The organism is Rhodococcus sp. NPDC003382, assembly GCF_053589135.1.
In genome coordinates this window covers 185,181-208,848 of the sequence record NZ_JBSFRH010000002.1, presented here as the reverse complement: position 1 = coordinate 208,848, position 23,668 = coordinate 185,181, and the positions used below count along the sequence as shown (strand labels likewise).

General features: G+C 67.2%; 24 protein-coding genes and 1 tRNA gene. 14 read left to right on the top strand and 11 right to left on the bottom strand.

What is annotated here, in order from left to right; translation table 11 throughout:
* Position 1: 1 nt before the first annotated feature.
* Entirely contained in the window at positions 2 to 907 is a 906-nt protein-coding gene (locus ACWDUD_RS02910; RefSeq protein ID WP_450108264.1) for a hypothetical protein, read from the bottom strand.
* Positions 904 to 2,016, bottom strand: coding sequence for a class I SAM-dependent methyltransferase (locus ACWDUD_RS02905; RefSeq protein ID WP_197253004.1), 1,113 nt, complete (start codon positions 2,014 to 2,016; stop codon positions 904 to 906). The genes ACWDUD_RS02910 and ACWDUD_RS02905 overlap by 4 nt, the downstream gene beginning before the upstream one ends.
* 14 nt (positions 2,017 to 2,030) lie before the next feature.
* Here ACWDUD_RS02905 and rfbC point away from each other — a divergent pair, with 14 nt between their 5' ends.
* Positions 2,031 to 2,585, top strand: a complete 555-nt coding sequence (gene rfbC / locus ACWDUD_RS02900) for a dTDP-4-dehydrorhamnose 3,5-epimerase (RefSeq protein WP_197253003.1) — start codon at positions 2,031 to 2,033, stop codon at positions 2,583 to 2,585.
* Here the strand turns inward: rfbC and ACWDUD_RS02895 are convergent.
* The 4 genes from ACWDUD_RS02895 to ACWDUD_RS02880 are packed head-to-tail and all read right to left on the bottom strand — an operon-like array spanning position 2,569 to position 6,298.
* Entirely contained in the window at positions 2,569 to 3,597 is a 1,029-nt protein-coding gene (locus tag ACWDUD_RS02895; protein ID WP_197253002.1) for an NAD-dependent epimerase/dehydratase family protein, read from the bottom strand. The two genes, rfbC and ACWDUD_RS02895, sit on opposite strands and share 17 nt — an antisense overlap.
* 3 nt (positions 3,598 to 3,600) lie before the next feature.
* Positions 3,601 to 4,254, bottom strand: coding sequence for a PIG-L deacetylase family protein (locus tag ACWDUD_RS02890; RefSeq protein WP_197253001.1), 654 nt, complete (start codon positions 4,252 to 4,254; stop codon positions 3,601 to 3,603).
* Positions 4,251 to 5,045 carry a glycosyltransferase family protein gene (locus ACWDUD_RS02885; RefSeq protein WP_197253000.1) on the bottom strand — a complete coding sequence of 265 codons (795 nt, stop codon included), beginning with the start codon at positions 5,043 to 5,045 and terminating at the stop codon, positions 4,251 to 4,253. The genes ACWDUD_RS02890 and ACWDUD_RS02885 overlap by 4 nt, the downstream gene beginning before the upstream one ends.
* Complete coding sequence (locus tag ACWDUD_RS02880; protein WP_248676285.1) at positions 5,042 to 6,298, bottom strand: class I SAM-dependent methyltransferase; 1,257 nt, start codon at positions 6,296 to 6,298, stop codon at positions 5,042 to 5,044. Before ACWDUD_RS02880 ends, ACWDUD_RS02885 begins: the two co-directional genes overlap by 4 nt.
* Positions 6,299 to 6,546: 248 nt before the next feature.
* Between ACWDUD_RS02880 and ACWDUD_RS02875 the strand changes: the two genes are divergently transcribed.
* From ACWDUD_RS02875 to ACWDUD_RS02850, 6 genes are all read left to right on the top strand, one after another.
* Positions 6,547 to 7,026 (top strand): GyrI-like domain-containing protein, encoded by a 480-nt coding sequence (locus ACWDUD_RS02875; RefSeq protein ID WP_197252998.1) that lies wholly within the window; start codon positions 6,547 to 6,549, stop codon positions 7,024 to 7,026.
* Between the two features lie 56 nt (positions 7,027 to 7,082).
* Positions 7,083 to 7,448, top strand: coding sequence for a hypothetical protein (locus tag ACWDUD_RS02870; RefSeq protein WP_231610852.1), 366 nt, complete (start codon positions 7,083 to 7,085; stop codon positions 7,446 to 7,448).
* A gap of 234 nt (positions 7,449 to 7,682) precedes the next feature.
* On the top strand, positions 7,683 to 8,294 hold the full coding sequence (locus ACWDUD_RS02865) for a hypothetical protein (RefSeq protein ID WP_248676286.1): 612 nt from the start codon (positions 7,683 to 7,685) through the stop codon (positions 8,292 to 8,294).
* Positions 8,291 to 10,420: an Rv1355c family protein gene (locus ACWDUD_RS02860; RefSeq protein WP_248676287.1), complete on the top strand. Its 2,130-nt coding sequence runs from the start codon at positions 8,291 to 8,293 to the stop codon at positions 10,418 to 10,420. The genes ACWDUD_RS02865 and ACWDUD_RS02860 overlap by 4 nt, the downstream gene beginning before the upstream one ends.
* 57 nt (positions 10,421 to 10,477) lie before the next feature.
* Complete coding sequence (locus ACWDUD_RS02855) at positions 10,478 to 12,364, top strand: bifunctional diguanylate cyclase/phosphodiesterase (RefSeq protein WP_248676288.1); 1,887 nt, start codon at positions 10,478 to 10,480, stop codon at positions 12,362 to 12,364.
* Positions 12,365 to 12,557: 193 nt separating this feature from the next.
* On the top strand, positions 12,558 to 14,096 hold the full coding sequence (locus ACWDUD_RS02850) for a sugar transferase (protein WP_450108263.1): 1,539 nt from the start codon (positions 12,558 to 12,560) through the stop codon (positions 14,094 to 14,096).
* Positions 14,097 to 14,185: 89 nt separating this feature from the next.
* Here ACWDUD_RS02850 and efeB read toward each other — a convergent pair whose 3' ends face one another.
* Genes efeB through efeU form a run of 3 tightly spaced genes read right to left on the bottom strand, consistent with a single transcriptional unit; the run spans position 14,186 to position 17,526 of the window.
* Positions 14,186 to 15,460 (bottom strand): iron uptake transporter deferrochelatase/peroxidase subunit, encoded by a 1,275-nt coding sequence (gene efeB, locus ACWDUD_RS02845; protein ID WP_248676449.1) that lies wholly within the window; start codon positions 15,458 to 15,460, stop codon positions 14,186 to 14,188.
* Positions 15,457 to 16,596, bottom strand: a complete 1,140-nt coding sequence (efeO, locus tag ACWDUD_RS02840) for an iron uptake system protein EfeO (RefSeq protein WP_450108262.1) — start codon at positions 16,594 to 16,596, stop codon at positions 15,457 to 15,459. Before efeO ends, efeB begins: the two co-directional genes overlap by 4 nt.
* Positions 16,597 to 16,641: 45 nt before the next feature.
* The gene (gene efeU / locus ACWDUD_RS02835) at positions 16,642 to 17,526 is read right to left on the bottom strand and encodes an iron uptake transporter permease EfeU (RefSeq protein ID WP_450108261.1); all 885 of its coding nucleotides are present in this window, start codon (positions 17,524 to 17,526) and stop codon (positions 16,642 to 16,644) included.
* 137 nt (positions 17,527 to 17,663) lie between these two features.
* On the opposite strand from efeU, the gene ACWDUD_RS02830 reads away from it, so the two are divergent.
* The 7 genes from ACWDUD_RS02830 (at position 17,664) to ACWDUD_RS02800 (ending at position 22,335) form a co-directional block, all read left to right on the top strand.
* Positions 17,664 to 18,449, top strand: a complete 786-nt coding sequence (locus ACWDUD_RS02830) for a lytic transglycosylase domain-containing protein (protein WP_450108260.1) — start codon at positions 17,664 to 17,666, stop codon at positions 18,447 to 18,449.
* Positions 18,450 to 18,603: 154 nt separating this feature from the next.
* Complete coding sequence (gene eno / locus ACWDUD_RS02825) at positions 18,604 to 19,890, top strand: phosphopyruvate hydratase (protein ID WP_450108259.1); 1,287 nt, start codon at positions 18,604 to 18,606, stop codon at positions 19,888 to 19,890.
* A 127-nt stretch (positions 19,891 to 20,017) separates the two neighbouring features.
* On the top strand, positions 20,018 to 20,605 hold the full coding sequence (locus ACWDUD_RS02820) for an FtsB family cell division protein (protein ID WP_450108258.1): 588 nt from the start codon (positions 20,018 to 20,020) through the stop codon (positions 20,603 to 20,605).
* Positions 20,602 to 21,129: a DUF501 domain-containing protein gene (locus ACWDUD_RS02815; RefSeq protein ID WP_197255424.1), complete on the top strand. Its 528-nt coding sequence runs from the start codon at positions 20,602 to 20,604 to the stop codon at positions 21,127 to 21,129. The genes ACWDUD_RS02820 and ACWDUD_RS02815 overlap by 4 nt, the downstream gene beginning before the upstream one ends.
* A complete protein-coding gene (locus tag ACWDUD_RS02810) occupies positions 21,126 to 22,073 on the top strand; it encodes a Ppx/GppA phosphatase family protein (RefSeq protein ID WP_450108257.1) in 948 nt (315 codons plus the stop codon). Before ACWDUD_RS02815 ends, ACWDUD_RS02810 begins: the two co-directional genes overlap by 4 nt.
* Positions 22,074 to 22,090: 17 nt before the next feature.
* Complete coding sequence (locus ACWDUD_RS02805) at positions 22,091 to 22,219, top strand: hypothetical protein (protein ID WP_420749477.1); 129 nt, start codon at positions 22,091 to 22,093, stop codon at positions 22,217 to 22,219.
* A gap of 42 nt (positions 22,220 to 22,261) precedes the next feature.
* Positions 22,262 to 22,335 (top strand) — tRNA-Leu (locus ACWDUD_RS02800).
* A gap of 169 nt (positions 22,336 to 22,504) precedes the next feature.
* Here the strand turns inward: ACWDUD_RS02800 and ACWDUD_RS02795 are convergent.
* Positions 22,505 to 22,864, bottom strand: a complete 360-nt coding sequence (locus ACWDUD_RS02795; RefSeq protein ID WP_450108256.1) for a hypothetical protein — start codon at positions 22,862 to 22,864, stop codon at positions 22,505 to 22,507.
* A gap of 11 nt (positions 22,865 to 22,875) precedes the next feature.
* Positions 22,876 to 23,655 carry an FHA domain-containing protein gene (locus ACWDUD_RS02790; protein ID WP_450108255.1) on the bottom strand — a complete coding sequence of 260 codons (780 nt, stop codon included), beginning with the start codon at positions 23,653 to 23,655 and terminating at the stop codon, positions 22,876 to 22,878.
* Between the last annotated feature and the right edge of the window lie 13 nt (positions 23,656 to 23,668).

The following is a 23,668-nucleotide window of genomic DNA, read 5'->3' as shown; positions in this document are numbered from 1 at the left end:
CTCACGTGAGGGTCTCGCGCACAGGGGTGAACCGATCTTCGTAGGCACTCGCGATGTCGTCGCCGATGGGTTCGAAATCCTTGATCCGGAGGAAATCTCGCAAGGAGGTCCCCGTGCAGGCCGAATCGATGTTCGGAGCCTCTCGCCGGCGAACGACGTCGTCGAGGTGGACTGTACGGAAATCGATACTGAACCGGGTCCGGCCGGACGTGTTCGGCACGGTCGAATGCAGCTGATTGGCCGAGAACAACATGACCCCGCCTGCTTCCGGAACTACACGTACCTGGGGATCGAGTTCGATCGGCTCCTCCGGCCTGGGCTGGTCCCGTGTGTCGCTGGTGATGTGCTGCGCGGCCGTGTGCCGCGACACCCGGTTCCACTCGTAGTAGTCGTAGCGGGACGAACCGTTACGAACAGGCGTGTCCCAGTAGCGGGGATGGAACGCCATGACGTTCTCCGGCACGACCGGGTAGATGGGGATCCACCAGTTGAGCTGGCTGAACGGAGCCGAATACCAGGTATCGCGATGGGGGTGGAAGGCGTACGAGATCCCGGAATCGAGGTAGCCGTTCGAGGTCGAGGTGCGCAACCGGGGAACATCGAAGTACGTCTTGTCACTGTCGCAGTGGTATTCGGTGAGCAGATCCTGGATCAGCCGCTTCGACTCCGGATGGTGGATGAACCGAGGTTTCAACTCGGCGAGCAGTTGAGCGAAGTGCTCGACCGTCATCCGGTGTTGTGCGGTCTGTGGATCGAGTGCGCCGAAGGCTTCTTCGACCATGGAGCGCGCGTGCGCAATCAGCGCCACGGACGCCCGGCTTGCCGGATACACCAGTACCTCACCGCGGTACAGGCGTTCACGCCGCTCGTCGTCGGTGAAGGCGGGGTTGGAGAGAACGGTTGTCATATCGAGTCCTGCCTTTCGCGCTGGAGCTGCGACCACGCTCCCGGACCGTCGACCCTCCACGATCCGGCCAGCGTGGGATACCGCTGTTCGACTTCGGGCCGTAGGTCGGCAAGTGTCAGCACCACCCGGTCCGGTTCGACGGTAACGAGTTCCTCCGGCGAGATGATCGGCACGTCGGTGCCCGGCATCCGGCGGCCCTGCTTGGCGGGCGAGGCATCGGCGACCGCTGTCACGAGCCTGCGATCGATTCCGGCCAGGTGAAACAGCGCCACCGCGCGGGACGCCGCGCCGTACGCGTATACACGTTTACCGGAGCGGGTTTCGTCCTCGAGCCAGGTGCGTAGGGAACGAACGTGGTTGTCGGCCGCATGCTGCAGGCGCCCGACGACATACGGATCGGTCGTCCCGGATTCGGCGTCGACGACTCGTTGCACGGACTCGCCGGGTGTCCCGCGCCCGTGCGCGGCCGCCAGCAGAACCGTTCCCCCGTAGAGGTCGAAGGTCCACGCGTCTGTGGCTCGCATTCCGACGTCGTCGAGCAACCGGATCAGCGCTGCTGTCGAGTAGTACGCGAAGTGGCCGTGGCGCAGTGCGTTCCACTGACCGAGCCGCACGATCGTGGCCAGTGAATGGAATTGCAGCAGCAACAGTCCGTTCGGTGCAGTGGCCGCTGCTCGTTCTGCGAACGCAGCTCGCTGATCCGGGTAGTGCATGATGCCGAAGCTGTCGATCACGACGTCCGCCGGTCCGTCGCACGGGGTAAAACCGTGTTCGGCGAGCAGTGGCAACCACGTCCCGCCGTGCGGGCTTCCGAATTCGCGAACCGTCGTGCCGCGGAGTCGGCCCGACTCGCGGACTCGTGCCACGGCGTCCGCTGCCTGTTCTTTCAGCGCCTGTGGCTCGATGCCACGAGGTTCGGCCGTAGTGGTGTCGTCGTCGGCCAGCTGAGCGAGCCCGCAGGTCGCACACAGGTCCATCGCGAGGGGATGTGAGACCTCGTGTTCGCCGATGGCTTCGGAGACAGGTGGAAAGTGATCGGCGGCAGGAACCTTACCGAGGTCGAGTACTCGATCCGGATCGGACATTCCACATGCTCGGCACGCACTCATGGGACCATGTCCTCGTGCGCATCGAGGAGACCGATCTGGCCGACGTCGTCGTGCTGGTGCCGCAGCCCCACCGCGACGACCGTGGATTCTTCACCCGCACGTTCGACGCGTCGATCTTCGACGAATACCTCGGCAGACCGGGTGCGTCCGCATCGTTCGTTCAGGATTCCCAATCCCGTTCCGGCCGTGGCGTTGTCCGGGGTATGCACGGACGCGCGGGTCGCGGGGAAGCGAAGCTCGTGCGGTGCGCCCACGGTGCGATTCACGACGTGCTGGTCGATATCCGGCCCGCTTCGCCGACTTTCGGGACGAAGCAGACATTCGTGCTCGACGACGACGAGTTCCGCCACCTGTACGTTCCGCCGGGATTCCTGCACGGTTTCCAGGCGCTGACGCCGACCGCGGACGTCTGCTACCGGATCGACCGGCCGCACGATCCCGCTGAGGACCTCGCCGTCGCCTACGACGATGCCGATCTGGCGATCGAATGGCCGCTGCCCGTGACGGTCGTGTCCGAGCGCGATGCGAACGCCGGGAGTTGGCAGGAATTGCTCACGCTGCTGAGGTGACACGGCGCATCGAGTCATCGAGAACTCCCGTTCTCCTGAGCATTTCGAGTCGAGCCAGCCGGGTGAATCGTTCGTCGAAGTCCTCCGCGGTGAGTCCGGCGAGCGTGTACTGCTCGTACAACTCCGCGGCTCCGTCGGCGACACTCCATGTCGCCTCGAACTCCAGTTTCGTGCGAGCAGCACCGAAGTCCACCCGGTACGAACGCGGATCGGATCCGTACTCACCGGTGATCATCAGTGTCGAATCGGGAACGGTATCGACCACAGCCTGTGCGATCTCCGCGACGGTCTGGTTGTTCATTTCGGAGCCGACGTTGAACGCGTTGCAGTGGATCGTCTCGGCGGGCACCTCCAGACACCGCGCGAAGGCCTGCGCGATATCCCGGGCGTGGACGAGCGGCCGCCAGGGCGTGCCGTCGGACAGGACCTTGACCTTGCCGGTGAGCACCGCGTGTCCCACCAGGTTGTTGAGCACGATGTCCGCGCGCAACCGTGGAGAGAACCCGAAGGCCGTCGCATTGCGCAGGAACACCGGGGAGAATCCGGAGTCCGCCATCGCCGCGACATCGTCCTCGACGCGCACCTTGCTCTCGGCGTAGGGCGTGAGGGGACGCAGGGGCGCGTTCTCGTCGACCGGATCCGACCCGGCCGCACCGTACACCGAACACGTCGACGCATAGAGGAAGCGGCGTACACCTGCCGCCTTCGCGCACCGTGCGAGCCGGACGGAGGCCTCGTGGTTGATCTCGTAGGTGATCCGCGGCTCGAGGTAGCCGAGCGGATCGTTCGACAGTGCCGCGAGGTGGATCACCGCGTCGAAGCCCGCGAGGTGAGAGGCTGTGACGTCACGGAGATCGAGGCGCAGCGTCGGAGGGTCGTCCGGTTCGGTGCCGAGGACGCAATCGGCGAAGAGACCGGAGTCCAGACCCGTGACATCGTGGCCGTGTGCCCGGAGTACCGGCACCATGACCGATCCGAGATAGCCCTGATGGCCGGTGACGAGAACGCGCATGATTCATGCCTTTCCGAAGGCGACGGTGGCCTTCTCCACGACGAACGCCTCGGCGTGCGGTCGCCGGCACTGCACGCCGCGGAGCCGCGACAATCCGAGGAACGCGTCTTCGTCGAACCAGTCGTGATCGCTCTGGGACGGGTAGTGCTTGAGCAGGATCCGTGCCTTCTCCTCGGCGATCTTGCGCGTCAGCGGGTGATAGATCGTCGTTCGAGGGGTGTCGGACTCCCATTTGAGGATTTCGTATCCGAGGATCAGGTGATCGCGGAACGCCGTCGGCACCAGTTCCGCGAGCAGGCGGTGGTCCTGATGAGCGTCCTCACGTTGCGGCGCGAAGACCACGTCCGGTTCGCACATGCGCCGGAACGCTTCGAGAGCGGTCTTGATGGCCTCCCAGTATCCCGGGGCGCGACCGTCCGGGACGTCGAGGATGGTGAACTCGATCTCGGCGCCGGGGCACAACGCCGCGAGCGCGTGCCGTTCCTCGATCTCACGCCGGGAATCCTCCCCGGCGATGACGAAGACGTGGACGCGTGTGGGTGCGGTCGCTCGTGCCGTCAGGGTGAGCAGTGTGCCACCGACCCCGATCGCGATGTCGTCGCAGTGCGCACCGATCGCGGCGATCTCGCGTACGCCCGAGGCCAGGAGTTCGATCACGACTGCACCCCCGCGGGTTCCGATTCCCACACCGTCCACGGATGGATACCGCGCGCATAGTTGTCGTCGAGTTCGGCACGTTCCTTGAAGGTGTCCGCCGGCTTCCAGAAGCCGTCGTGGCGGTACCCGAACAGTCGCCCCTGGCCCGCGAGGGTCCCGCAGACGTCGGTGACCAGGTCGCCGCCCGGCGGCAGGAGGTCGAAGATCTCCTGACTCAGCACGAAGTACCCACCGTTCTCGAAGATCGGCAGGTTGCCGACGGGGATGATCTCCTTGATCTCGCCGTTCTCGGCGACGTTGACGCAGTGGAACGACGATTGGGGTGGAACGACGAGCATCGAGGCCGCAGCCCCGGATTTGTGGTAGCACTCGATCATGTGGTCGAGGGGGGCGTCGGTCAGTACGTCGGCGTAGTTGGCGAGGAAGTACCGGTCGCCGCCGAGATGAGCGCGGACACGACGCAGTCGCTCGCCGATCGCGGATTCGAGCCCGGTATCGACGAAGGTGATCGACCAGTCGCTGATGTCGGTGTGGAGCATCTCGATCCGGTTGTCGTGCATGACGAAGTCGTTGGACTGTTCCTCGTGATAGTCGAGGAAGAACTCCTTGATCTTGGTCGCGCCGTAACCGAGGCAGAGGATGAAGTCGGTATGGCCGTAGTGGGCGTAGTACTTCATGATGTGCCACAGCAGGGGCCGGGGCCCCACCATCTGCATGGGCTTGGGAATCTCGTCGTGGCGATCGTTGCGCATGCGCATGCCGTATCCGCCACAGAAGAGTACGACCTTCATAATCTGACGCTCCTTACGAAGTCGCTGGGACCGATAGCGGTGTGCAGGGTCGGTAGGGGGAAGACGAGACGGCCACCCCATGAGTCGATGGTTCGGAGTTGTTCCGTCAGTTCCGGCTCGAGGTTCCACGGCAGCGCGACGACGACATCGGGCCGGTCCTTCTCGAGGTCCTCGGGCGGGTGGATCGGAAGCCGGACGCCGGGCGTGTAGCGGCCGTGTTTGTACGGGTTGCGGTCGACGGTGTACTGCATCAGATCGGGGCGGATGCCGCAGTAGTTGAGAAGCGTGTTGCCTTTACCCGGGGCGCCGTAGCCGACGACCGTGAGATCGCGGTCGCGGCAGTCCAGCAGGAAGCGAAGGAGTTCGCTCCGGATCGCCTGCGTACGGGGTTCGAGATCCGTGTACCCCTGGACCGCATGTAACCCTGCTTCCCGTTCCTGTTCGAGAACGGCTTCGACCCGGGGTCCGGGGGACCCTGCGGATTCCTCGGGTCGCACCCACAGCCGGATGGATCCGCCGTGGGTGTCGAGTTGTTCGACGTCGACGACGTCCAGTCCGGCGGTCGCAAGCGCGCGCATCGCCGACAGGACCGTGTAGTACTGGAAGTGCTCGTGGTAGATGGTGTCGAACTGGGCCGAGCGGACCAGGTTCAGTGCGTGGTGCACCTCGATGCTGAGCCATCCCTCGTCGGCAACGAGGATGCGGAGTGCCCGCGTGAACTCGAGCAGGTCGGGGACATGGGCATAGACATTGTTCGCGACGACCAGATCGGCCGGACCGTACTCCCGGCGGATGTCCTCGGCGGTGCCCTCGTCGAGGAACGCGGTGAGCGTGGGCACCCCGATCCCGCGGGCGGCGGCCCCGACGTTGACCGACGGTTCGATGCCGAGGCACGGGATGCCGGCGGAGACGACGTGGCGGAGCAGGTATCCGTCGTTGCTGGCGACTTCGACGATCGACGAGTGCGGGCCCAGTTCGAGGTCGTGGACGGCCCTCTCGACGAAACGGCGTGCGTGCTCCACCCAGGAGTCGGAGTACGACGCGAAGTATGCATAGTCCGAGAACGTGTCCTCGGGCGTGATGAGCGCGGGAATCTGCAGGAGGAGGCAGTCTTCGCAGAGGCGGAGGTGGAGGGGATAGGTGGTTTCGGGGAGGTCGAGTTCCTCCTCGAGGAGGAATCGCTCGCAGGGCGGGGTGGCGCCGAGGTCCAGCACGCTCAGCAGGTGTTCGGAATCGCAGAGACGGCATCTCATCGCTTAACCCCTCGGGCGCTGAGGATCCGCACCGACACTCAAATGGCGACGCAGAGTCCGACAAGCCCAGCTAACCATACTTGAAGGCTGTAGGAAAGACGAAAAGAGACTTCGAGATTGTTTTTGGAGGTTGTGGAGAAACCGCCGGAAAGCGGCCCTAGACTCGATGTAACTCACATCGTTCGCATTCGTCGGGGGACCACGCGGGATGTGTGCTGTTCGGAACCAGAGGGTTGGGAGGTTGCCCGATGTCGTTCCATATCGTCCAGCGAAAACGAACCCTGGTGGCGGGGTTGCCGGTCCGCAGCCCCCGCCGGCCGCTGGGAAAGCTGCGTGATCGAGACCTCGAGCGAGCATGGCATGCCGTCCTCAAGCAGGAGCTCGGCGGACCGCTCGCGTCCGCGTACACCGATCCTGCGGAGGAAGTCGGCTCGTACTACACGCAAACCGTGGGATACCAATGTGATTCGCTCGACCAGGTGACACCGGGTCATATCGTGTCCTGGGTGCCTGCGGGCACGTATGCAAAGTTCTCGTCGACCGGTTCGTTCCCGGGTGTGGTCGCCGATCTGTGGGAGCAGATCCACGACGCGGAAAGTTCGGGTGCGATCGTCCGATCCTTCGTGGGCGATTTCGAGTTCTATCCGCACGCGTACGCGATCGATCTCTACGTGTCGATCAGTCTTCCGGACCACGTCGGATCATCGAAAGACGTTGGTGTGCAGTGAGTTTCGAGGTTGTGAAACTTCACTCGTTCGGAGTGGGAGGACTGGTTCTCCCGGGAATGGCACCCGGTGCAGCGGCCCAGCGTTCGGAACTGATGGCGTTCACCGAGGACCGCATACGGGCACGTGGCATCGACGAGGTCGTCGTGGCGTACGTGTGCAATCCCGAGGTGGGCTGGTCCGCGGTGGTCGGGTACCGCTGCAATGGTGTGGACGACCTCCCGGTCGGGGACTCGATGGTGACGGTACCGACCGCATATTTTGCTCATTTCACGAACGATGCCGACGACGGCGATCCGGTCGAGGACGTCTGGGATCAGGTCGAACTCGCGGAGAAGGAGGGACGAATCGAACGCGCCTACGGCGGTGAGGTGGCGACCATCCGATCGGACGGTGAAACGGACCTGTTCATCCGGTTGGTCTGATCAATCTGATCAAAAAGAGAGGGATTGAGCCGTAAACGTCTCATCCCTCCAATCCGTACGCGATGATTGTTACGAGTCGGTCGTCGCAGCGGACGTGTGCACGCCGGCCGGGGGAGTGACACGTTCGGAGGGTGAACAATGAACCGAGCCGTGCGGCTTGCGTCGAAACCGGTGGCGGAAACGACGCAGTCGCAGGTTTCTGTTCACCGGGACCATGCGTCGGGATATCACTTCGTGGCCGCCCCGCCGCGCGCTGTGCCGGATCTGTGGCGCGAGTACATTTCGGGTGCGTTGCGCGCCTACCGGCGCTTCGGGGTGGAATCCGCCCTGGACTACGAGCGGGTGCGCAGCGGTGAGACGACGGCCCTGTTCCACGCGGCACTCGATTCGCGGGGCGTCGTGGTGGGCGGGTTGCGTGCCCAGGGGCCGTACACCCGGGCCGAGGAGTCCCATGCTCTTCACGAGTGGACGACGCCGCAGGACGTCGACCGGATCCGGAGGATGATCGAGGCCCGGATCCCGGCCGGAGTCATCGAGGCGAAGGCGGCCTGGGTCGCCGAGGGACTGCCGCATCGGCGTGAACTGACACTCGCGCTGGCGCAGATGGGTGCGATGTTCATGGACCTGCTCGACGTCCGGTTCATGATGGCCACGGCGGCGGACAACGTGCTCGAACTGTGGAAGACCTGCGGTGGCGTGGTGGACCACCGTATCCGCGCGACTCCCTACCCGGACGCGCGATACCGGACACGCCTGATGTGGTGGGACAGGCATCGCAACCGTCCCCAGGCTCCGGTCGTCGTCGCCGAGATGCGGGTGCCGCCGAGCGGCGGGGACGCGAGGTGACTGCGCTCGGGCGTTCGACCTGGGAAGCGTCCGTGCTCGTGGAAGGCCGGGCAACGGACATGGAGACCCTGCATGCCCTGCGCGCGGATCCAGGCGTTGCGGTCGTCGATCGTCTGGCCGATCAGCTGAAGGAAATGCGGGGGATACTGCCCTCCCCGGATTCCGACCTGCTCGACGAGGCTCCGCGGTGGGTGCACTATCCGTGGCGGCGGACCGTGGTGCGGGTGCTCGGTCCCCGATCGTTCCGGCGACTCCGATTCGATCGGAACCGGAACAAGCTCACGGTGCAGGAGCAGGACCGGTTGCGCGAGCAGACGGTGGGTGTGGTGGGGCTCAGTGCCGGTTCCGCGGTCGCGCAGGCGCTGGTGCTCGACGGTCTGTGTGGGACGCTGCGGCTTGCCGATTTCGATGCGATCGAACTGTCGAACCTCAACCGCGTGCCCGGTTCGCTGGTGGACCTCGGTGTCAACAAAGCCGTCGTCGTGGCCCGGCGCCTCGCGGAGCTGGACCCCTATCTCGAGCTCTGCGTGTGGCCGGACGGAGTCCGGCCGGACACCGCGGCCGCGTTCGTCGACGGGCTCGACGTGCTCGTCGACGAGTGCGATTCGTTCGACACCAAGATCGGATTGCGGATCGAGGCCGCGAAGCGTGGAGTGCCCGTCGTCATGGCGACGAGCGACCGGGGGCTGATCGACGTCGAGCGTTTCGATCAGGATGCCGCAACGCCCTTCCACGGACTGTTCGAGGACGTCCGGCCGGAGCGGCTGGCAACCCTGTCCGGCCGCGAGAAGATCCTGTTCGCACTCCGGCTGCTCGGTGCCGATCGGCTCTCCTCCCGGATGGGCGCCTCGCTCCTCGAGATCGATCGATCACTGACGACCTGGCCTCAGCTGGGCAGCGAGGTGATGCTGGGGGGAGCGGCGGTCGCAGCCGCGGTGCGACGGATCGGTTTGGGTATGTCCCTGAAGTCCGGGCGGTCCGGCGTGGACATCGACGATCTCCTCGACGGGCTCGTTCCTCCGGCCGGCCGGGTGACGGCACCCGATCGGCCCGCCGACTTCGGCGGCCCTCCCGACGACCCGGTGGACCGGGTGTTGTACGCGGCTTCCCGAGCCCCCTCCGGGGGGAACAGCCAGCCCTGGTCGATCACTGCGGACGACGATTGCATCACCGTCACACTCGCGGCCGATTTCGTTCCCACCGCCATCGATATCCGATGTCGGGGCGCGTATGTGGCGCTCGGCGCTGCACTGCAGAACGCCCGCATCGCCGCAGCCGCCCACGGCATTCTCGGACCGGTGCGGTGGGCCGCCGACGGCCTCGGCCGAGTCGGGGAGCCGTTCGCGACGATGGAGTTCGCCGCCGGCGCCGACCCCTCCCTGGCCGCCCGGTACGACGCGACGCTCGCCCGCTGCACCAATCGGCGACCGTGTGACGGGACGTCGCTGTCGGAGACCGAAATCGAGGCGTTGCACGCCGCGGCCCGGCAGGAAGGCGGCGACATCCGCGTCGTCGAGGGCGCCGAGAATCTGGCCGCCGTCGCCGAAATCCTCGCCGAATCGGACCGGATCCGCTATCTGACCGAGTCGTTGCGACGCGAGATGGTGGCCGAGCTGCGCTGGCCCGCCTCCGGTGGCCTCGAGAGCGGGATCGATGTCGACGCGCTCGGTCTGGACGACGTCGAGCGCACCATGCTCGAAGTGGCGCTGCGAAACGACGTGCTCGAACAGTTGGAGGAGTGGGACCTCGGCCAGGGCCTCGGGCGCATCACCAGTGAGCGCATACGCCACAGTGCTGCGGTGATCGCCGTGACTGCGCCGGGACCGGATCCGGTCGACTACATGCGTGCCGGGATGGTCACCGAAAACGTGTGGATCTGCGCGCAGGAGCTCGGACTGTCGGTCCAGCCGACGTCGCCGGTCTTCCTCTACGCGGAGGACGACGAGGATCTGGTCCGCCTCTGCGCGCCTCGGGTACCCGCGATCCGCAGGCTGCGTTCCGCGCTCGATGACGTGCTCGGAGCGAAAGCAGGGGACCGGTACGCGATTCTGCTCCGGGTCGGTCACGGAACGCCGGAACCGATCCGTAGCGCTCGACGCTCGGATAGGGTACGAAGATCGTCCTGAATTCGGCGTCGTACGCGGTCGAGCGGAGTCGTTGACACAAATTTTCGGTGGTGAAAGATGGCTGTCGGAAGTGTCGAGAACATCGTCACACGTGTGGCCTCGTTCCTGATGCCGGTGGACGCGGTCACCCATCGGTCCGCGATCGAGCAGGTCTTGCGCACACTCGTCGAGTACTTCGGCGTGGACACCTCGTTCCTCCGGTACAACGACCACGACATCCACGCGACCGTCCTGGTGGCGGAGTGGCCCCCGCGACCGTTCGTCCCGGATCCGGACCCGTTGGGGGTCGTGTATTTCCGCGACGCCGACCCGATCTTCGCGATGACCGAGGACATGAAGGAACCCGCGGTCAGCAGTCCGTCGAAATCCGGCTCGGGTTACGCCGACCGGGTCTTCGCCGGGTCCGGCGTGCCCGCGGTCTCCGTCGCCGCGGTCCCGTTGATCTCGGGCACGGTCACGACCGGCACGCTCGGATTCATCAAGGCGGGCGAGCGGGACTGGAGCGAGGAGGAGATCAACACACTCACGATGATCGCGGCGCTGCTCGCGCAGGTGCAGGCGCGGGTGCGCGCCGAACAGGAACTGCGTGACGCGGCGTATCACGACGAACTGACCGGACTGGCCAGCCGTCGGGCACTGCTCGAACACCTCGAGCAGCGACTGCGGCCGGGGCAACCGGGACCGGTGGCGGTACTTTTCCTGGACCTGGATCGGCTCAAACCGCTCAACGACTTCCTGGGGCACGCGGCCGTCGATGTGTTCCTCTACCGCACCGCGCAGCGCCTGATCCGCGTGTGCGATCCGGGTGATCTGGTGGCGCGGCTGGGCGGCGACGAGTTCGTCATCGTTCTCGACGGTCCGGTGTCCCTCGAAGACGCTCAGCAGCGCGCCGACGCGTTGCGCTGGGCGGTCGGGATGTCGGTTCAGCTCGGAAGTCAGGTGGTCGGACGCGGGGGCAGCCTCGGCGTGGCGGTCGGAGAACCGGGTCGCATCACGCCGGTGGCGCTGTTGGGGCGCGTCGACGAGGCGATGCTGATGGCCAAGAGCAAAGGTGGCAACAGTGTCGTCGCATACACCGAGGACATGCGGGGGGCGAGCGAACGCCGCAACCTGATCGAGCTCAGTCTGCGGACGTCCATCGACAGCGAACATCTCACCCTGGAGTATCAGCCCGAAGTCGATCTCGTCGACGGCACGATCGTCGGGGTCGAGGCCTTGGTCCGCTGGAACCATCCGGTGCTCGGGAGACTGCAGCCGACGGAGTTCATCGAGGTGGCGGAGTCGACCAACCTGGCCGGTGAGCTGGGCGCCTGGGTTCTGCACGAGGCGTGCGCACAGCTGGCCCAGTGGAAGAAGGAGATCCCCGGCCTGAATCTCCGGATGAACGTCAACGTCTCGCCGGTGCAGCTGGTGAGCCTCGATTTCGTCGAGACGGTGGAGAGCACCCTCGAGGAATTCGGCCTCGACAGCTCGTCGCTGGGCATCGAGATCACCGAGTACGTCGTGGTCAGCGACCTGGAACGCTCGCGCATGACGCTGCGTCGGCTCGATCGGCTGGGTGTCCGTTGCGCGATCGACGACTTCGGTACCGGGTACAGCTCGCTCGCGCACCTGAAATCGCTTCCGGTGCAGACACTCAAGATCGACAAGGTGTTCGTACTGAACCTGCAGCGCAGCAAGAGCGACCGGGTCATCGTCGAATCGATCATGGGCCTGGCGGCGGCGTTCGGTCTGGACGTGGTTGCCGAGGGGCTCGAATCCGAAGTGGCGGCCGCGGAGTTGCTCGCGCTCGGGTGCACTCGCGCGCAGGGTTTCCTGCTGAGCCGGCCCCGGCCTGCCGACGTGATCGGCGAGATGCTCCGACGCGGCCGGATCGATCTGCCGTGGCGGCGTGAGGGCAGCCGCGAGTCGCTCGCGGCCGATCGCATCGAGGATCGGCGATAGATCCGAGACCTCTGGGCGCAGGGTGCACTACTCGTACTGGAGTGGATGCATTACATCGGTGAGGCGTGACCCGGTTCGAGAGCACGAAGTGACCCGGGTGGGGACCCGCAGTTCGTTATTGCGCCCAAAACAATCCTCAGGTAGGTTTTTAGGGAACTGGAGCCATTCATCCCCGGAATGGGGGTCCTTTTCCATGTACAAGAACGACAGAGGTGCAGGGGCCGGGGTGGGGGAATTCGTATCCCGGATTACATTCTCGTTCGAGCCGGCGACGCCTGTGGCCCGCGGAGTGCTCCCGGGATGTGCTGCTCCGGAAAAGGTTTCGCGTCCGTGGTGGGAACGCCGATATGCGGTGCTCGCGTGCTGCGTCGATCTTCTGTGTGTCCTCGCGGCCGACGCCGTGGTGACATTCGGCTACCACCATCTGGCGTTTCCGGCCGGCCGCTCGCTCGGCCTCGTCGCGGTCCTGCCGATCGTGGCGATGATTGCCCTCGCGTCTCAGAGATCTTGGGATGCAAGGATTCTCGGTTCGGGAGCCGAGGAGTTCCGGCGGGTCGGCCGCGCCTACGCGCTCGCGATCGCGGTGCTCGCGGTGGCCGGCTACGCGTGGGGAACCGCCGCCGGTCAGTCGTGGATCTTCGGTGCCCTGCCGTTGGCCGCGCTCACGACGGTGTGCGCTCGTCTGGGGCTCCGCCATTACATCCGGAGGCGGCGACGGAAGGGAGCGTATGTCTGGTCGGTTCTGGTCGCAGGGGACACGGTGGAAGTACACGAACTGCTGGCGCGATCGTCCGAGTTCCTGGATTCGGGATGGGAAATCGATGGTATCTGCCTTCCGGCCGATTCGTTCCGCGGGAAGGCACCACTCGCGATCGACGACGTACCCGTCCTGGGCACCGAGGACGACATCGTCGGCATCGTCGCCCTGCACGGATTCCAGGCGGTTGCGCTGCTGCCGTCCAGTGATTGGACGCACTCGAAGACCCGGGCGCTGAGCTGGGATCTGGAGCGGACCGGCACGGACCTCCTCATGGCACCCGTTCTCATGGATCTGGTCGGTCCGCGGCTGCACATGGCTCCGCTCGCGGGTCTTCCCCTGCTGAAGTTCTCCGCACCGCGCTATTCCGGCCCGTCCTGGCTGGTGAAGAACGTCTTCGACCGGGTCGCCGCGCTGCTGATCGTCGCGCTTCTCGCCCCGGTGCTGCTCGCCATCGCCGTCGCGATCCGCGTGACGAGCCCGGGGCCGGCGCTGTTCAAACAGACGCGGGTGGGACGGGACGGTCGAACCTTCACGATGTACAAGTTCCGCAGCATGGTCGTGAACGCCGAGGATCGGCTGGCCGAGGTCGCCGACCGGGACATCGGGGCCGGTGTGCTGTTCAAGATCTACGACGACCCCCGGGTGACGCGGGTGGGCAAGTTCATCCGGAGGTACTCACTGGACGAACTCCCGCAATTGTTCAACGTCGTCACCGGCGACATGTCGCTGGTCGGTCCGCGTCCACCGCTCGAGTCCGAAGTCGCCCGCTACAGCGAGGACGGAATGCGCAGACGCCTGTTCGTCAAGCCGGGGCTCACGGGACTCTGGCAGGTCAGCGGGCGCAGCAACCTCTCGTGGGAGGAATCGGTGCGCGCGGACCTGAGATACGTAGAGACCTGGACCTTCGCCATGGATCTCGCGATCCTGTGGCGCACGATCGGCGCGGTGTTGCGCGGCAACGGCGCCTATTGACCCCCGGTGGGCCGTCCCACCCCTCGGCGGCCCACCTTCCCCCGCCTGCGTCGGTGATTCAGGGCGAAATCACCGGCGTAGGCGCATTTTCAGGCCTCGAACAGTTGCTGCCCCCAGTACCCGCCCTCGGTGGGGCCGGGTGGACACGCGAAGACAGCGGATCCGACGTGCTGAATGTACTCGTTGAGGGCGTCGGCCCGGGCGAGTGCGAGTTGCATCGGCACGAACTGCTTCTGCGGATCGCGGCAGAACGCGATGAAGAACAGCCCGGCGTCGAGGTGCCCGAAACCGTCGGAACCGTCCGTGAAGTTGTAGCCGCGCCGCAGGATGCGGATCCCGCCGAGGTTCTGTGCCGACGCCAGTCGCACATGCGAGGTCTCCGGGACGAGCAGTCCGTCCGGACCCTTCGATTCGAGGTCGAGTTCGTCGAACTCGTTCTTCTGACCGAGCGGGGCACCCTCGCGCTTGTCTCGGCCGATCACCGCTTCCTGTTCCTTGAGGATCGCGCGGTCCCACTGCTCGATGAGCATGCGGATGCGCCGGGCCACCAGGTAGGTGCCGCCGGCGAGCCAGGCCTGGTCGTCGGCGGCGTCGACCCACACCGACTCCGCGAGCGCGGCCGGATCCTCGGCCTTGAGGTTGTTGGTTCCGTCCTTGAACCCGAACAGGTTCCGCGGCGTCACCTGCGAGGTGGACGTCGACGAGGTGCGGCCGAACCCGAGTTGCGACCACCGCACCGACGCCGTGCCGAACGCGACCCGCGCGAGGTTGCGGATCGCGTGCACGGCGACCTGGGGGTCGTTCGCGCAGGCCTGGATCGCGATGTCGCCGCCGCATCGCGCCGGATCGAGATTGTCGGCGGGGAAGTGCGGAAGGTCCTGCAGTGCGGCCGGCTTCAGATCGGCGAGGCCGAACCGGTCGTCGAACAGCGACGGACCGAAACCGATCGTGAGAGTCAGCTGCGACGCGTCCAGGTCCAGCGCCTCGCCGGTGTCGCTCGGCGGGTGGTACGCGCCGTCGCCGGTCGCGCCGTCCTCGGTGGCCTCGAGCCCGGCGGTCATCCGCTCGGCCATCGCGGTCCACGTCTTCAGCAGATCGATCAGCTCGTCGCGGTCGCGGGTGGTGACGTCGAACGTCACGAAGTGCATGCGGTCCTGGGCGGGGGTGACGATGCCCGCCTGGTGCTCGCCGTGGAACGGCACGACACCGTCGGTGCCGGGGCCCGGGTGCGGTGCGGTGGCCCGGCCGACCACCGCGCCGGCACCGGCGAGTACCGCTCCGGCGCCGACGGCGCCGAACAGCCGCCGCCTGGAGATTCCGGACGAGTGCTGCGGATCGGGTTCGGTGGTCGGCCGGCCGGTCATGCGCCCGACGCCTCCGCGACGACGCCCTGCACCTTGCTGACCTCGGCGGACAGCGCGTCGATCAGGCGGGACAGTTCCTGGCGCTGCGGCTCGGTGACGGTGTCGTAGGAGACGAACACATCGCCCTGGCGGTACTGCGCGAGTGCCGCGTCGAGATCCGCGAAGCGGGCGTCGATGGCCTGGCCGAGCTCGGGATCCTGCTCGTCGAGAATCGGGCGCAGCGCGGCGACCGCGGCCTGCGAGCCGTCGACGTTGGCCTGGAAGTCGTACAGGTCGGTGTGCGAGAAGATGTCCTCCTCGCCGGTGATCTTGGAGGTCGACACCTCGTCGAGCAGGCCCTGCGCGTCACCGGCGATGCGGGTCGGATCGACGGTGTAGTCGTCGGCGTTCACCAGGTCCGACAGCTCCTGGATGTCCACGACGAGCTGGTCGGCGATGGCGTTGGTGTCGGGCTTCAGGCCGTCGACCCACAGGTCCTTCTCGAGCCTGTGGAAGCCGGTCCACGCCTGGCCCGGTTCCAGGTCGGCTTCGCGCAGGTCGAGGCGCGGGTCGAGATCGCCGAAGCTCTCGGCCTCCGGCTCGATGCGCTCGTAGTAGGTGCGCGAGAGCGGGTACAGGCGCTTGGCCTCGTCGACGTTGCCGGCCTTGACGGCGGCGACGAACTCGCCGACGGTCGTGACCAGCGCCTCGGTCTGGCTGCGGATGTAGCGGCGGTAGCCGTCGGCGGCCTCGGCGAGCTTGCCGTCGGCGTCGGTGGCGGCCTTGGAATCACCGGTCACGGTGAACGCCTGCCGGATGCCCTCGCCGACCATCCCGGGGCGGCAGGACAGTTCGTAGTCGCCCGGCTCGGGGATGTTGACGATGAGCTGGCGGGTCAGGCCGGGGCCGATGTTCTCGACCTCGCCGAGCGCGCGGTCACCGTTGTCGAACACGTAGAACTCGGTGACCTTGGTTCCGTTGTTGGTCACCGCGAACGTGTTGTGCCCGGTGGTGCCCTCCGTGACGGCGACCTCGCACGTCGAGTCGGTGGCGGTGACCGCGACGGCCTCGGCGTCGGCCGACGACTTCTCGGTGCAGCCCGCGAGTGCGAGGGGTAGAACGGCGGCGGCCGCCAGGGCATAGGTGGTACGACGCATCGGGTCGGTGCCTTTCGGGAGGAGATTGTGCACGGAACGGAAGATTCAGACGGTGGCGGTTTCGTCGGCCGCAGGAGCCGGCGCGGGGGAGGCGGTCGGGCGCAGGAACAGGAACAGGACGACCACCAGATAGGCCAGCCAGGCGACGAACTGCAGGACCGTCGGGTCCGGGCGCACGTTGAGGATGCCGCCGAGGACGGTGCCGTACCAGCTGCCGGCGTCGTAGTGGGCCGAGACGTCGAAGGCGAGATTGCTCGCGCCGGGCAGCACGCCACCGGTCTGCAGGGCGCGGATCCCGTAGGCGAGGATGCCGGCGGCCACGACGACGAGGAACGCCCCGGTGTACTCGAAGAACTTGGCCATGTCGATGCGGACGGCCCCGAGATACATCAGGACGGTGAGGACGGCGGCCAGGGCGATGCCGAGCAGCAGGCCGACCAGCGGCCACACGCTGCCGGCGGTGTTCTCGGCGTAGCCGACCATCAGCAGCGCGGTCTCGAGTCCTTCGCGGCCGACCGCGAAGAAGGCCAGGGTCAGCACCGCGGACGGACCGACGATCAGGGCCTTCTCCATCCCGGACTTCAGATCGCCGGAGATTGAGCGGGCCGCCTTGCGCATCCACAGCACCATCGCGGTGACGATGACGACGGCAACGAGGGAGGCGATGCCGGCGGCGATCTCCGCGGCCAGGCCGTCGAGCGTCGAGGTGCCGAAATGAATGATGAGGAAGGTCGCGACGACCATCGCGACGGCGATGCCGACGCCGAGCCACACCCATTTCAACGCGTCGCGCCGCTCGGCCTTGACCAGGAACGCGACGAGGATCATCACGACGATGCCGGCTTCGAGTCCTTCCCGGAGTCCGATGAGGCCGGAGCCGGCGAGCTGCGTGGCGATGGACGGAGCGCCGGCGGCGGCAAACACGGACATATGGAACTCCAGCGCGGTTAGGTGAGGCGAACCTCTTCTTTTGGTGCGGAACGAAACATACACCGCGCGAGTGCGAATCGGGCAAGGGCCTTAAGCCCCTTTACCTGGCCTTTAATAGCGATGTGGAAGATGGGGACGTGCAGCCGACTGCGACGAATCCACCGCTCCCGCGGCCCGTGCGACCTCGTTCGCCGTGGCCGCGGCTGTTGTTCGGTGTGCTCGCGACGGTGGTCGTCCTGGCCGTCGCCGTCTCGATCCTGACGCCGAGCGAACCACCGATCCCCATCCCGGAAGGCGTTCCGCCGGGCGCGGGTTTCCCGGTGCCAGCCATCGACGTGGACGGATCGGGCCGCACCGCTGCGCAGCTGCGCGACTGGGCCGAACCGCAGGCCGAGGCAATGGGCATCCCCGTCGTCGCCCTGGAGGCCTACGGTCACGCGGCCGTCGTGCTGGCTCGCAGCCGCCCGGACTGCGGACTCGCGTGGACCACGCTCGCCGGGATCGGCAGTGTCGAGAGCGGGCACGGGCGGCACGGGGGTGCCCGCGCCGACGACAACGCCGCGGTGTCGCCGCCGATCCGCGGGGTTCCCCTCGACGGTGGACCCGGTCTCGAAGAGATCCGCGACACCGACGGCGGCCGACTCGACGGCGATCCCGTCCTGGACCGGGCGATGGGCCCGATGCAGTTCATCCCCGAAACATGGGTCCGGTGGGGTACCGACGCCAACGGCGACGGCGTCGCCGACCCCGACAATCTCGACGACGCGGCGCTCAGCGCGGGACTGTATCTGTGCGACCGCGGCGGCGACCTCACGACAGCGGAAGGCTGGACGGCCGCGCTGTTCGCCTACAACCGTTCGACCGACTACATGGCTCTGGTTCGCGACCGTGCCGCCGCCTACAGCGTCGGGGTACGACCGTGACCGGTCCGGTCGATTTGTACCGACCGGAGTCCGATCGGTCCGGGTTCGGTCGCGGCTCCGGGGCGAGTGGTGCCTCGTGCCCAGGTGGGGACCGTTAGGCTGTCCCCAGCGTGCAGACCCCGCAGCGTGAAGTCCATCGAAGGAGAATCAGCCAGTGGCCATCATTGAGCAGGTAGGAGCCCGCGAAATCCTCGACTCCCGGGGCAACCCCACGGTCGAGGTCGAGGTGCTGCTCGACGACGGAAGTTTCGCTCGCGCTGCGGTGCCGTCCGGTGCGTCCACCGGTGAGCACGAGGCGGTCGAGCTGCGCGACGGCGGCGACCGCTACCTGGGCAAGGGCGTCGAGCAGGCAGTCGAGGCGGTTCTCGGTGAGATCGCGCCGGCCATCATCGGCCTCGACGCCACCGAACAGCGCACCGTCGACCAGGCGCTGCTCGACACCGACGGCACCCCCGACAAGGGCCGGCTCGGCGCGAACGCGCTGCTCGGCGCGTCGCTCGCGGTCGCCAAGGCCGGTGCGGAGTCGTCCGGTCTGGAGCTGTTCCGCTACGTCGGTGGCCCGAACGCCCACATCCTGCCGGTGCCGATGATGAACATCCTCAACGGTGGCGCCCACGCCGACACCGGCGTCGACGTGCAGGAGTTCATGGTCGCGCCGATCGGCGCCCCCACCTTCAAGGAGTCCCTGCGCTGGGGCACCGAGGTCTACCACTCGCTCAAGTCGGTCCTCAAGAGCAAGGGCCTGGCCACCGGTCTCGGTGACGAGGGTGGCTTCGCTCCGGACGTCGCCGGCACCAAGGAAGCGCTCGACCTCATCAGCGAGGCGATCGCCAAGACCGGCCTGAAGCTCGGTTCGGATGTCGCGCTCGCGCTCGACGTCGCCGCCACCGAGTTCTACACCGAGGGCACCGGCTACAAGTTCGAGGGCAAGGTCCGTACCGCCGACGAGCTCGCCGACTTCTACAACGACCTGCTCTCGGCCTACCCGCTCGTCTCCGTGGAGGATCCGCTCAGCGAGGACGACTGGGAGGGCTGGGTCGCGCTGACCGAGAAGATCGGCAACAAGCTGCAGCTCGTCGGCGACGACCTGTTCGTCACCAACCCGGAGCGTCTCGAGGAGGGCATCGTCAAGGGTGCCGCCAACGCGCTGCTGGTGAAGGTGAACCAGATCGGCACGCTCACCGAGACCCTCGACGCCGTCGATCTCGCGCACCGCAACGGCTACAAGACGATGATGAGCCACCGCTCCGGCGAGACCGAGGACACCACCATCGCCGATCTGGCCGTCGCCGTCGGCAGCGGCCAGATCAAGACCGGTGCTCCGGCCCGCTCGGAGCGCGTCGCGAAGTACAACCAGCTGCTGCGTATCGAGGAGTCCCTCGGCGACGCCGCCCGCTACGCGGGTGAGCTGGCGTTCCCGCGCTTCAACCCCGAGGCGTGACCGGAGCGGTATGAGTCAACGCGGTAGATCCCGGCCCGGCGCCCGACGCGCCCGTTCCGAGGGTGCGGTGGGTTCGCGGCGGCCCAGCCGATCCCGGCCGTCGGGATCTACCACGTCGCCCGACCCGGTGGCCGAGTCGGCGGGTGCGCGTCCGGCAGGACGCGAAGATCCCGTCACCTCGGCGCCGGGTCGCAGCCGGGGTTCCGCCAACCGGGCCCGGCCCACCCGCGTCGGTGCGCCCCGCGAGGTCCGCAAGACCCGCACCGAACGCACCTTCCTGGGTCTGTCCACCGGCCGTGCCGTCGTGCTCGCGCTCGTCGTGTGCGGCCTGGCGCTGACCCTCGCGATGCCGCTGCGCACCTACGTCGGCCAGCGCGCCGAAGCGGACCGCGTCGAAGCCGAACGGGTCGCGCTCGAGCAGGAGATCGCCGCGTTGCGGGAGCAGAAGGCGCACATCGAGGATCCGGCGTGGATCCGGGCGCAGGCCCGGGAACGGCTGCGATTCGTGATGCCCGGCGACACCCCCTACCAGGTGCAGCTTCCCGGCGACGGCCGTCGGGTCGACGAGGAGAAGATCCAGGAACGACCCTCGACCGGCGCGTGGTACAGCGACCTGTGGCGATCGGTGTCCGAACCGCCGCCCGAACCCGAGCCCGAACCGGTGCCCCGGCAGATGCCCGTGGCACCCCCAGAAGCAGGAGAACCGACCGGGTGACCGATCCCGTCGCACAGTCCGACCTCGATGCCGTCGCCGCCCAGCTCGGGCGCACCCCGCGCGGCGTCCTCGCCATCGCCTACCGCTGCCCGGACGGCGCACCCGGGGTGGTCAAGACCGCACCGAAGCTGCCCGACGGCACGCCCTTTCCCACGCTGTACTACCTCACCGATCCGCGTCTGACCGCGGAAGCGAGCCGGCAGGAATCGGCCGGGGTGATGCGGGAGATGACCGAGCGTCTCGGCACCGACCCCGAGCTCGCCGCCGCCTACCGCCGCGCCCACGAGGCGTATCTCGCCGAACGCGACGCGATCGAATCGCTCGGCACCGACTTCACCGGCGGTGGCATGCCGGACCGCGTCAAGTGCCTGCACGTGCTCATCGCGCATTCGCTCGCGAAGGGCCCGGGGGTCAACCCGTTCGGGGACGAGGCGGTCGCCCTCGCGGCCGACGCGGGTTTGCGGGGCACCGCGATTCCCGCGGACTGGCCCACCTATGCCGAACTGCGCGGGGAGTCGGAATGAGCCGTGTCGCCGCGATCGACTGCGGGACCAACTCGATCCGCCTGCTGATCGCCGACATCGGACCCGACGGTCGACTGACCGACGTGACCCGGTTGATGCGGGTCGTGCGGCTCGGCCAGGGCGTCGACGCCACCGGCATGCTCGCTCCCGAAGCCATCGAACGCACCCGCGTCGCGCTCGCCGAGTACGCCGATCTGATCCGGGAAACGGGAGCGACCGCCGTGCGGATGGTCGCCACGTCCGCGACCCGCGACGCCGGCAACCGCGAGGACTTCTTCTCGATGACCCGCGAGGTGCTCGGCGCGGTCATCCCCGGCGCCGAGGCCGAGGTGATCTCCGGTGACGAGGAGGCCCGGCTGTCCTTCACCGGCGCGGTCGGCGAACTCGATTCCGCGCGTGGACCTTTCGTCGTCGTCGATCTCGGTGGCGGCTCCACCGAGATCGTGCTCGGCGACGCCGACGGCGTGCACGCCGCGTACTCCACCGACATCGGGTGCGTGCGGCTCACCGAGCGGTGCCTGCACGACGATCCGCCCACGGCCGAGCAGATTGCGGAGGCCCGCGCCGTCGCGCGGGAGAAGATCGGTGAGGCGCTCGCGCACGTGCCGGTCGAGCAGGCCCACACATGGGTCGGGGTCGCCGGCACGATGACCACGCTGTCGGCGATCGCGCACGGTCTCGACGAGTACGACCCGGAGAAGGTGCACCTGTCGACCGTCGGGTTCGACCGGCTCCGCGAGGTGTGCTCGACGCTGCTCGGGCAGACCCACGACGAGCGCGCCGCCTACGGTCCGATGCACCCGGGCCGGGTCGACGTGATCGGTGGGGGAGCGATCGTCACGACGGTGCTCGCCGACGAGTTCGGTGCCCGCGCCGGGATCACCGAGCTGGTCGTCAGCGAGCACGACATCCTCGACGGGATCGCGATGTCGGTGGTGCGATAGCGGGGCGCGAACGGGCGGTGCCGGTCCGCGACATTCGTGGACGCCCACGATTCTCCGGCGAGATCGTCGCCCTCGACCGCATCGGACATCCCGAGGCTGTCGCCGAATCGGTACGCGCGCTCGAAGTCGCCGAGCTCGCCGGTTAGGGTGTGAGGCGGTGCCGCGACCGGCCGACCGGTCGCGGCAGCGCCCCCATAGCCCAATTGGCAGAGGCAGCGGACTTAAAATCCGCCGAGTGTCGGTTCGAGTCCGACTGGGGGCACCGCGCCTGTTCGGTTCAGTGGCTCTCGGCGAGTTCCCGAGGACTCGTTGTGCTTCACAATCGTCGCCACGGGTTCCGTGAGGAATCGGCGTGCGGGGCTTGATCGTTGGTCGGTGCGCACGTGGCACCCCCGCAGCGACATTTCCGGTCGTCGCCGAAGGACTCCTGCTCAGAGTCCCAGGACCCGCAGAACGGGAGATCCCAGCGCGCCCAACCATCGGGCGAGTGCGACCAGCGGTCCGTGAACGGCGGAACCCGCCGCTGCGACCGCGGTGACCGTCTGCGCGATTCGCGTCAGCCGGGCGGCGATACGCTCACGGTTCGGCGTGTGCTGCTTCAGTTCCCGCTCGACGTCGTCGGCTTCGTGTGCGCTCTCCGTGAGTCCCAGTTCGCGCAGGGCGCGGGCCAGCTCACCGGCAGACGCGAGCGCCTCCGCGGTGGTGAACGAAACATGTTGCCCACCATGGATCGTCTGATCTCCCGCGACGTTGTTGATCGCTCCCTGCTGTGAGCCGATGTTGAAAACCATGACGTGCCCCTTCATCTCGATGCGGGTGCGTTCCACGGATAGCGGGGGTCGGTGTCGACTCGCCGTACACGAGCGGCTGCGACGATCCACAGGATCAACCCCACGACGAGCACGAATTGACCGATGAACGCGATCATGAAGAAGATCAGCCCGGCCGGGCCGAAACCGGTGTCCGGACCGAAGATCGGGAAACTCTCCGGTTCGATGCCCGTCTCGAACGCGGTGCTCAGGCTTCCGAGGGCGTCGACAAGGAAGTAGGCGTATCCCAGCGCCCCGACGAGCACCATCGTGAGCCCGATCCAGAACACGTACCGCGCCCGCGTCCTCGACGCAGCGACCTCACGCAGGAAGCTCTCGCGCTGCTGGACGTAGCTGTTGTATTGGTTGTGGCCGACGTTGTTGATGTGGCCGGCCTGCTGGCTCCCCACGTCGAACCTGACCGGCGGTGGGTGGCGAGGATCGATCCCGGGGAGCAGCGCCGTTACGTCCGCCGGAGCGAGTCGTGCCTCGACACAACCGAATGTGACCGACTCGCCCCTGTGCAGCTCGCGGATCCCGCGAATCCGCTCGCCGTCGATCCAGGTGCCGTTCGACGAGCCGACGTCCTCGACGAACACTCGACCGCCGAGACAGTCGATCACGGCGTGCCGTGCGCTGAGATGCCGATCGTCGATCTGCAGATCGGCGTGCGCGCTGCGCCCGACGACCTGCTTCCCCGGCCGGAGGCGCAGGACGGTCCCGGCGAGAGGGGGCGGTCCGAGGATGGTCATCGAAGGTGTGTCCGTGTCCATGACAGAAGCCTTG

What these genes read in the sequence shown, in the direction of transcription:
- efeU (WP_450108261.1), bottom strand. Translation starts at nt 17,526, where the DNA reads ATGTCCGTGTTTGCCGCCGCCGGCGCTCCGTCCATCGCCACGCAGCTC.
- efeO (WP_450108262.1), bottom strand. Translation starts at nt 16,596, where the DNA reads ATGCGTCGTACCACCTATGCCCTGGCGGCCGCCGCCGTTCTACCCCTC.
- ACWDUD_RS02910 (WP_450108264.1), bottom strand. Translation starts at nt 907, where the DNA reads ATGACAACCGTTCTCTCCAACCCCGCCTTCACCGACGACGAGCGGCGT.
- ACWDUD_RS02790 (WP_450108255.1), bottom strand. Translation starts at nt 23,655, where the DNA reads ATGGACACGGACACACCTTCGATGACCATCCTCGGACCGCCCCCTCTC.
- ACWDUD_RS02795 (WP_450108256.1), bottom strand. Translation starts at nt 22,864, where the DNA reads ATGGTTTTCAACATCGGCTCACAGCAGGGAGCGATCAACAACGTCGCG.
- efeB (WP_248676449.1), bottom strand. Translation starts at nt 15,460, where the DNA reads ATGACCGGCCGGCCGACCACCGAACCCGATCCGCAGCACTCGTCCGGA.
- ACWDUD_RS02885 (WP_197253000.1), bottom strand. Translation starts at nt 5,045, where the DNA reads ATGAAGGTCGTACTCTTCTGTGGCGGATACGGCATGCGCATGCGCAAC.
- ACWDUD_RS02850 (WP_450108263.1), top strand. Translation starts at nt 12,558, where the DNA reads ATGTACAAGAACGACAGAGGTGCAGGGGCCGGGGTGGGGGAATTCGTA.
- ACWDUD_RS02875 (WP_197252998.1), top strand. Translation starts at nt 6,547, where the DNA reads ATGTCGTTCCATATCGTCCAGCGAAAACGAACCCTGGTGGCGGGGTTG.
- ACWDUD_RS02855 (WP_248676288.1), top strand. Translation starts at nt 10,478, where the DNA reads ATGGCTGTCGGAAGTGTCGAGAACATCGTCACACGTGTGGCCTCGTTC.
- ACWDUD_RS02870 (WP_231610852.1), top strand. Translation starts at nt 7,083, where the DNA reads ATGGCACCCGGTGCAGCGGCCCAGCGTTCGGAACTGATGGCGTTCACC.
- ACWDUD_RS02880 (WP_248676285.1), bottom strand. Translation starts at nt 6,298, where the DNA reads ATGAGATGCCGTCTCTGCGATTCCGAACACCTGCTGAGCGTGCTGGAC.
- ACWDUD_RS02895 (WP_197253002.1), bottom strand. Translation starts at nt 3,597, where the DNA reads ATGCGCGTTCTCGTCACCGGCCATCAGGGCTATCTCGGATCGGTCATG.
- ACWDUD_RS02905 (WP_197253004.1), bottom strand. Translation starts at nt 2,016, where the DNA reads ATGAGTGCGTGCCGAGCATGTGGAATGTCCGATCCGGATCGAGTACTC.
- ACWDUD_RS02810 (WP_450108257.1), top strand. Translation starts at nt 21,126, where the DNA reads ATGAGCCGTGTCGCCGCGATCGACTGCGGGACCAACTCGATCCGCCTG.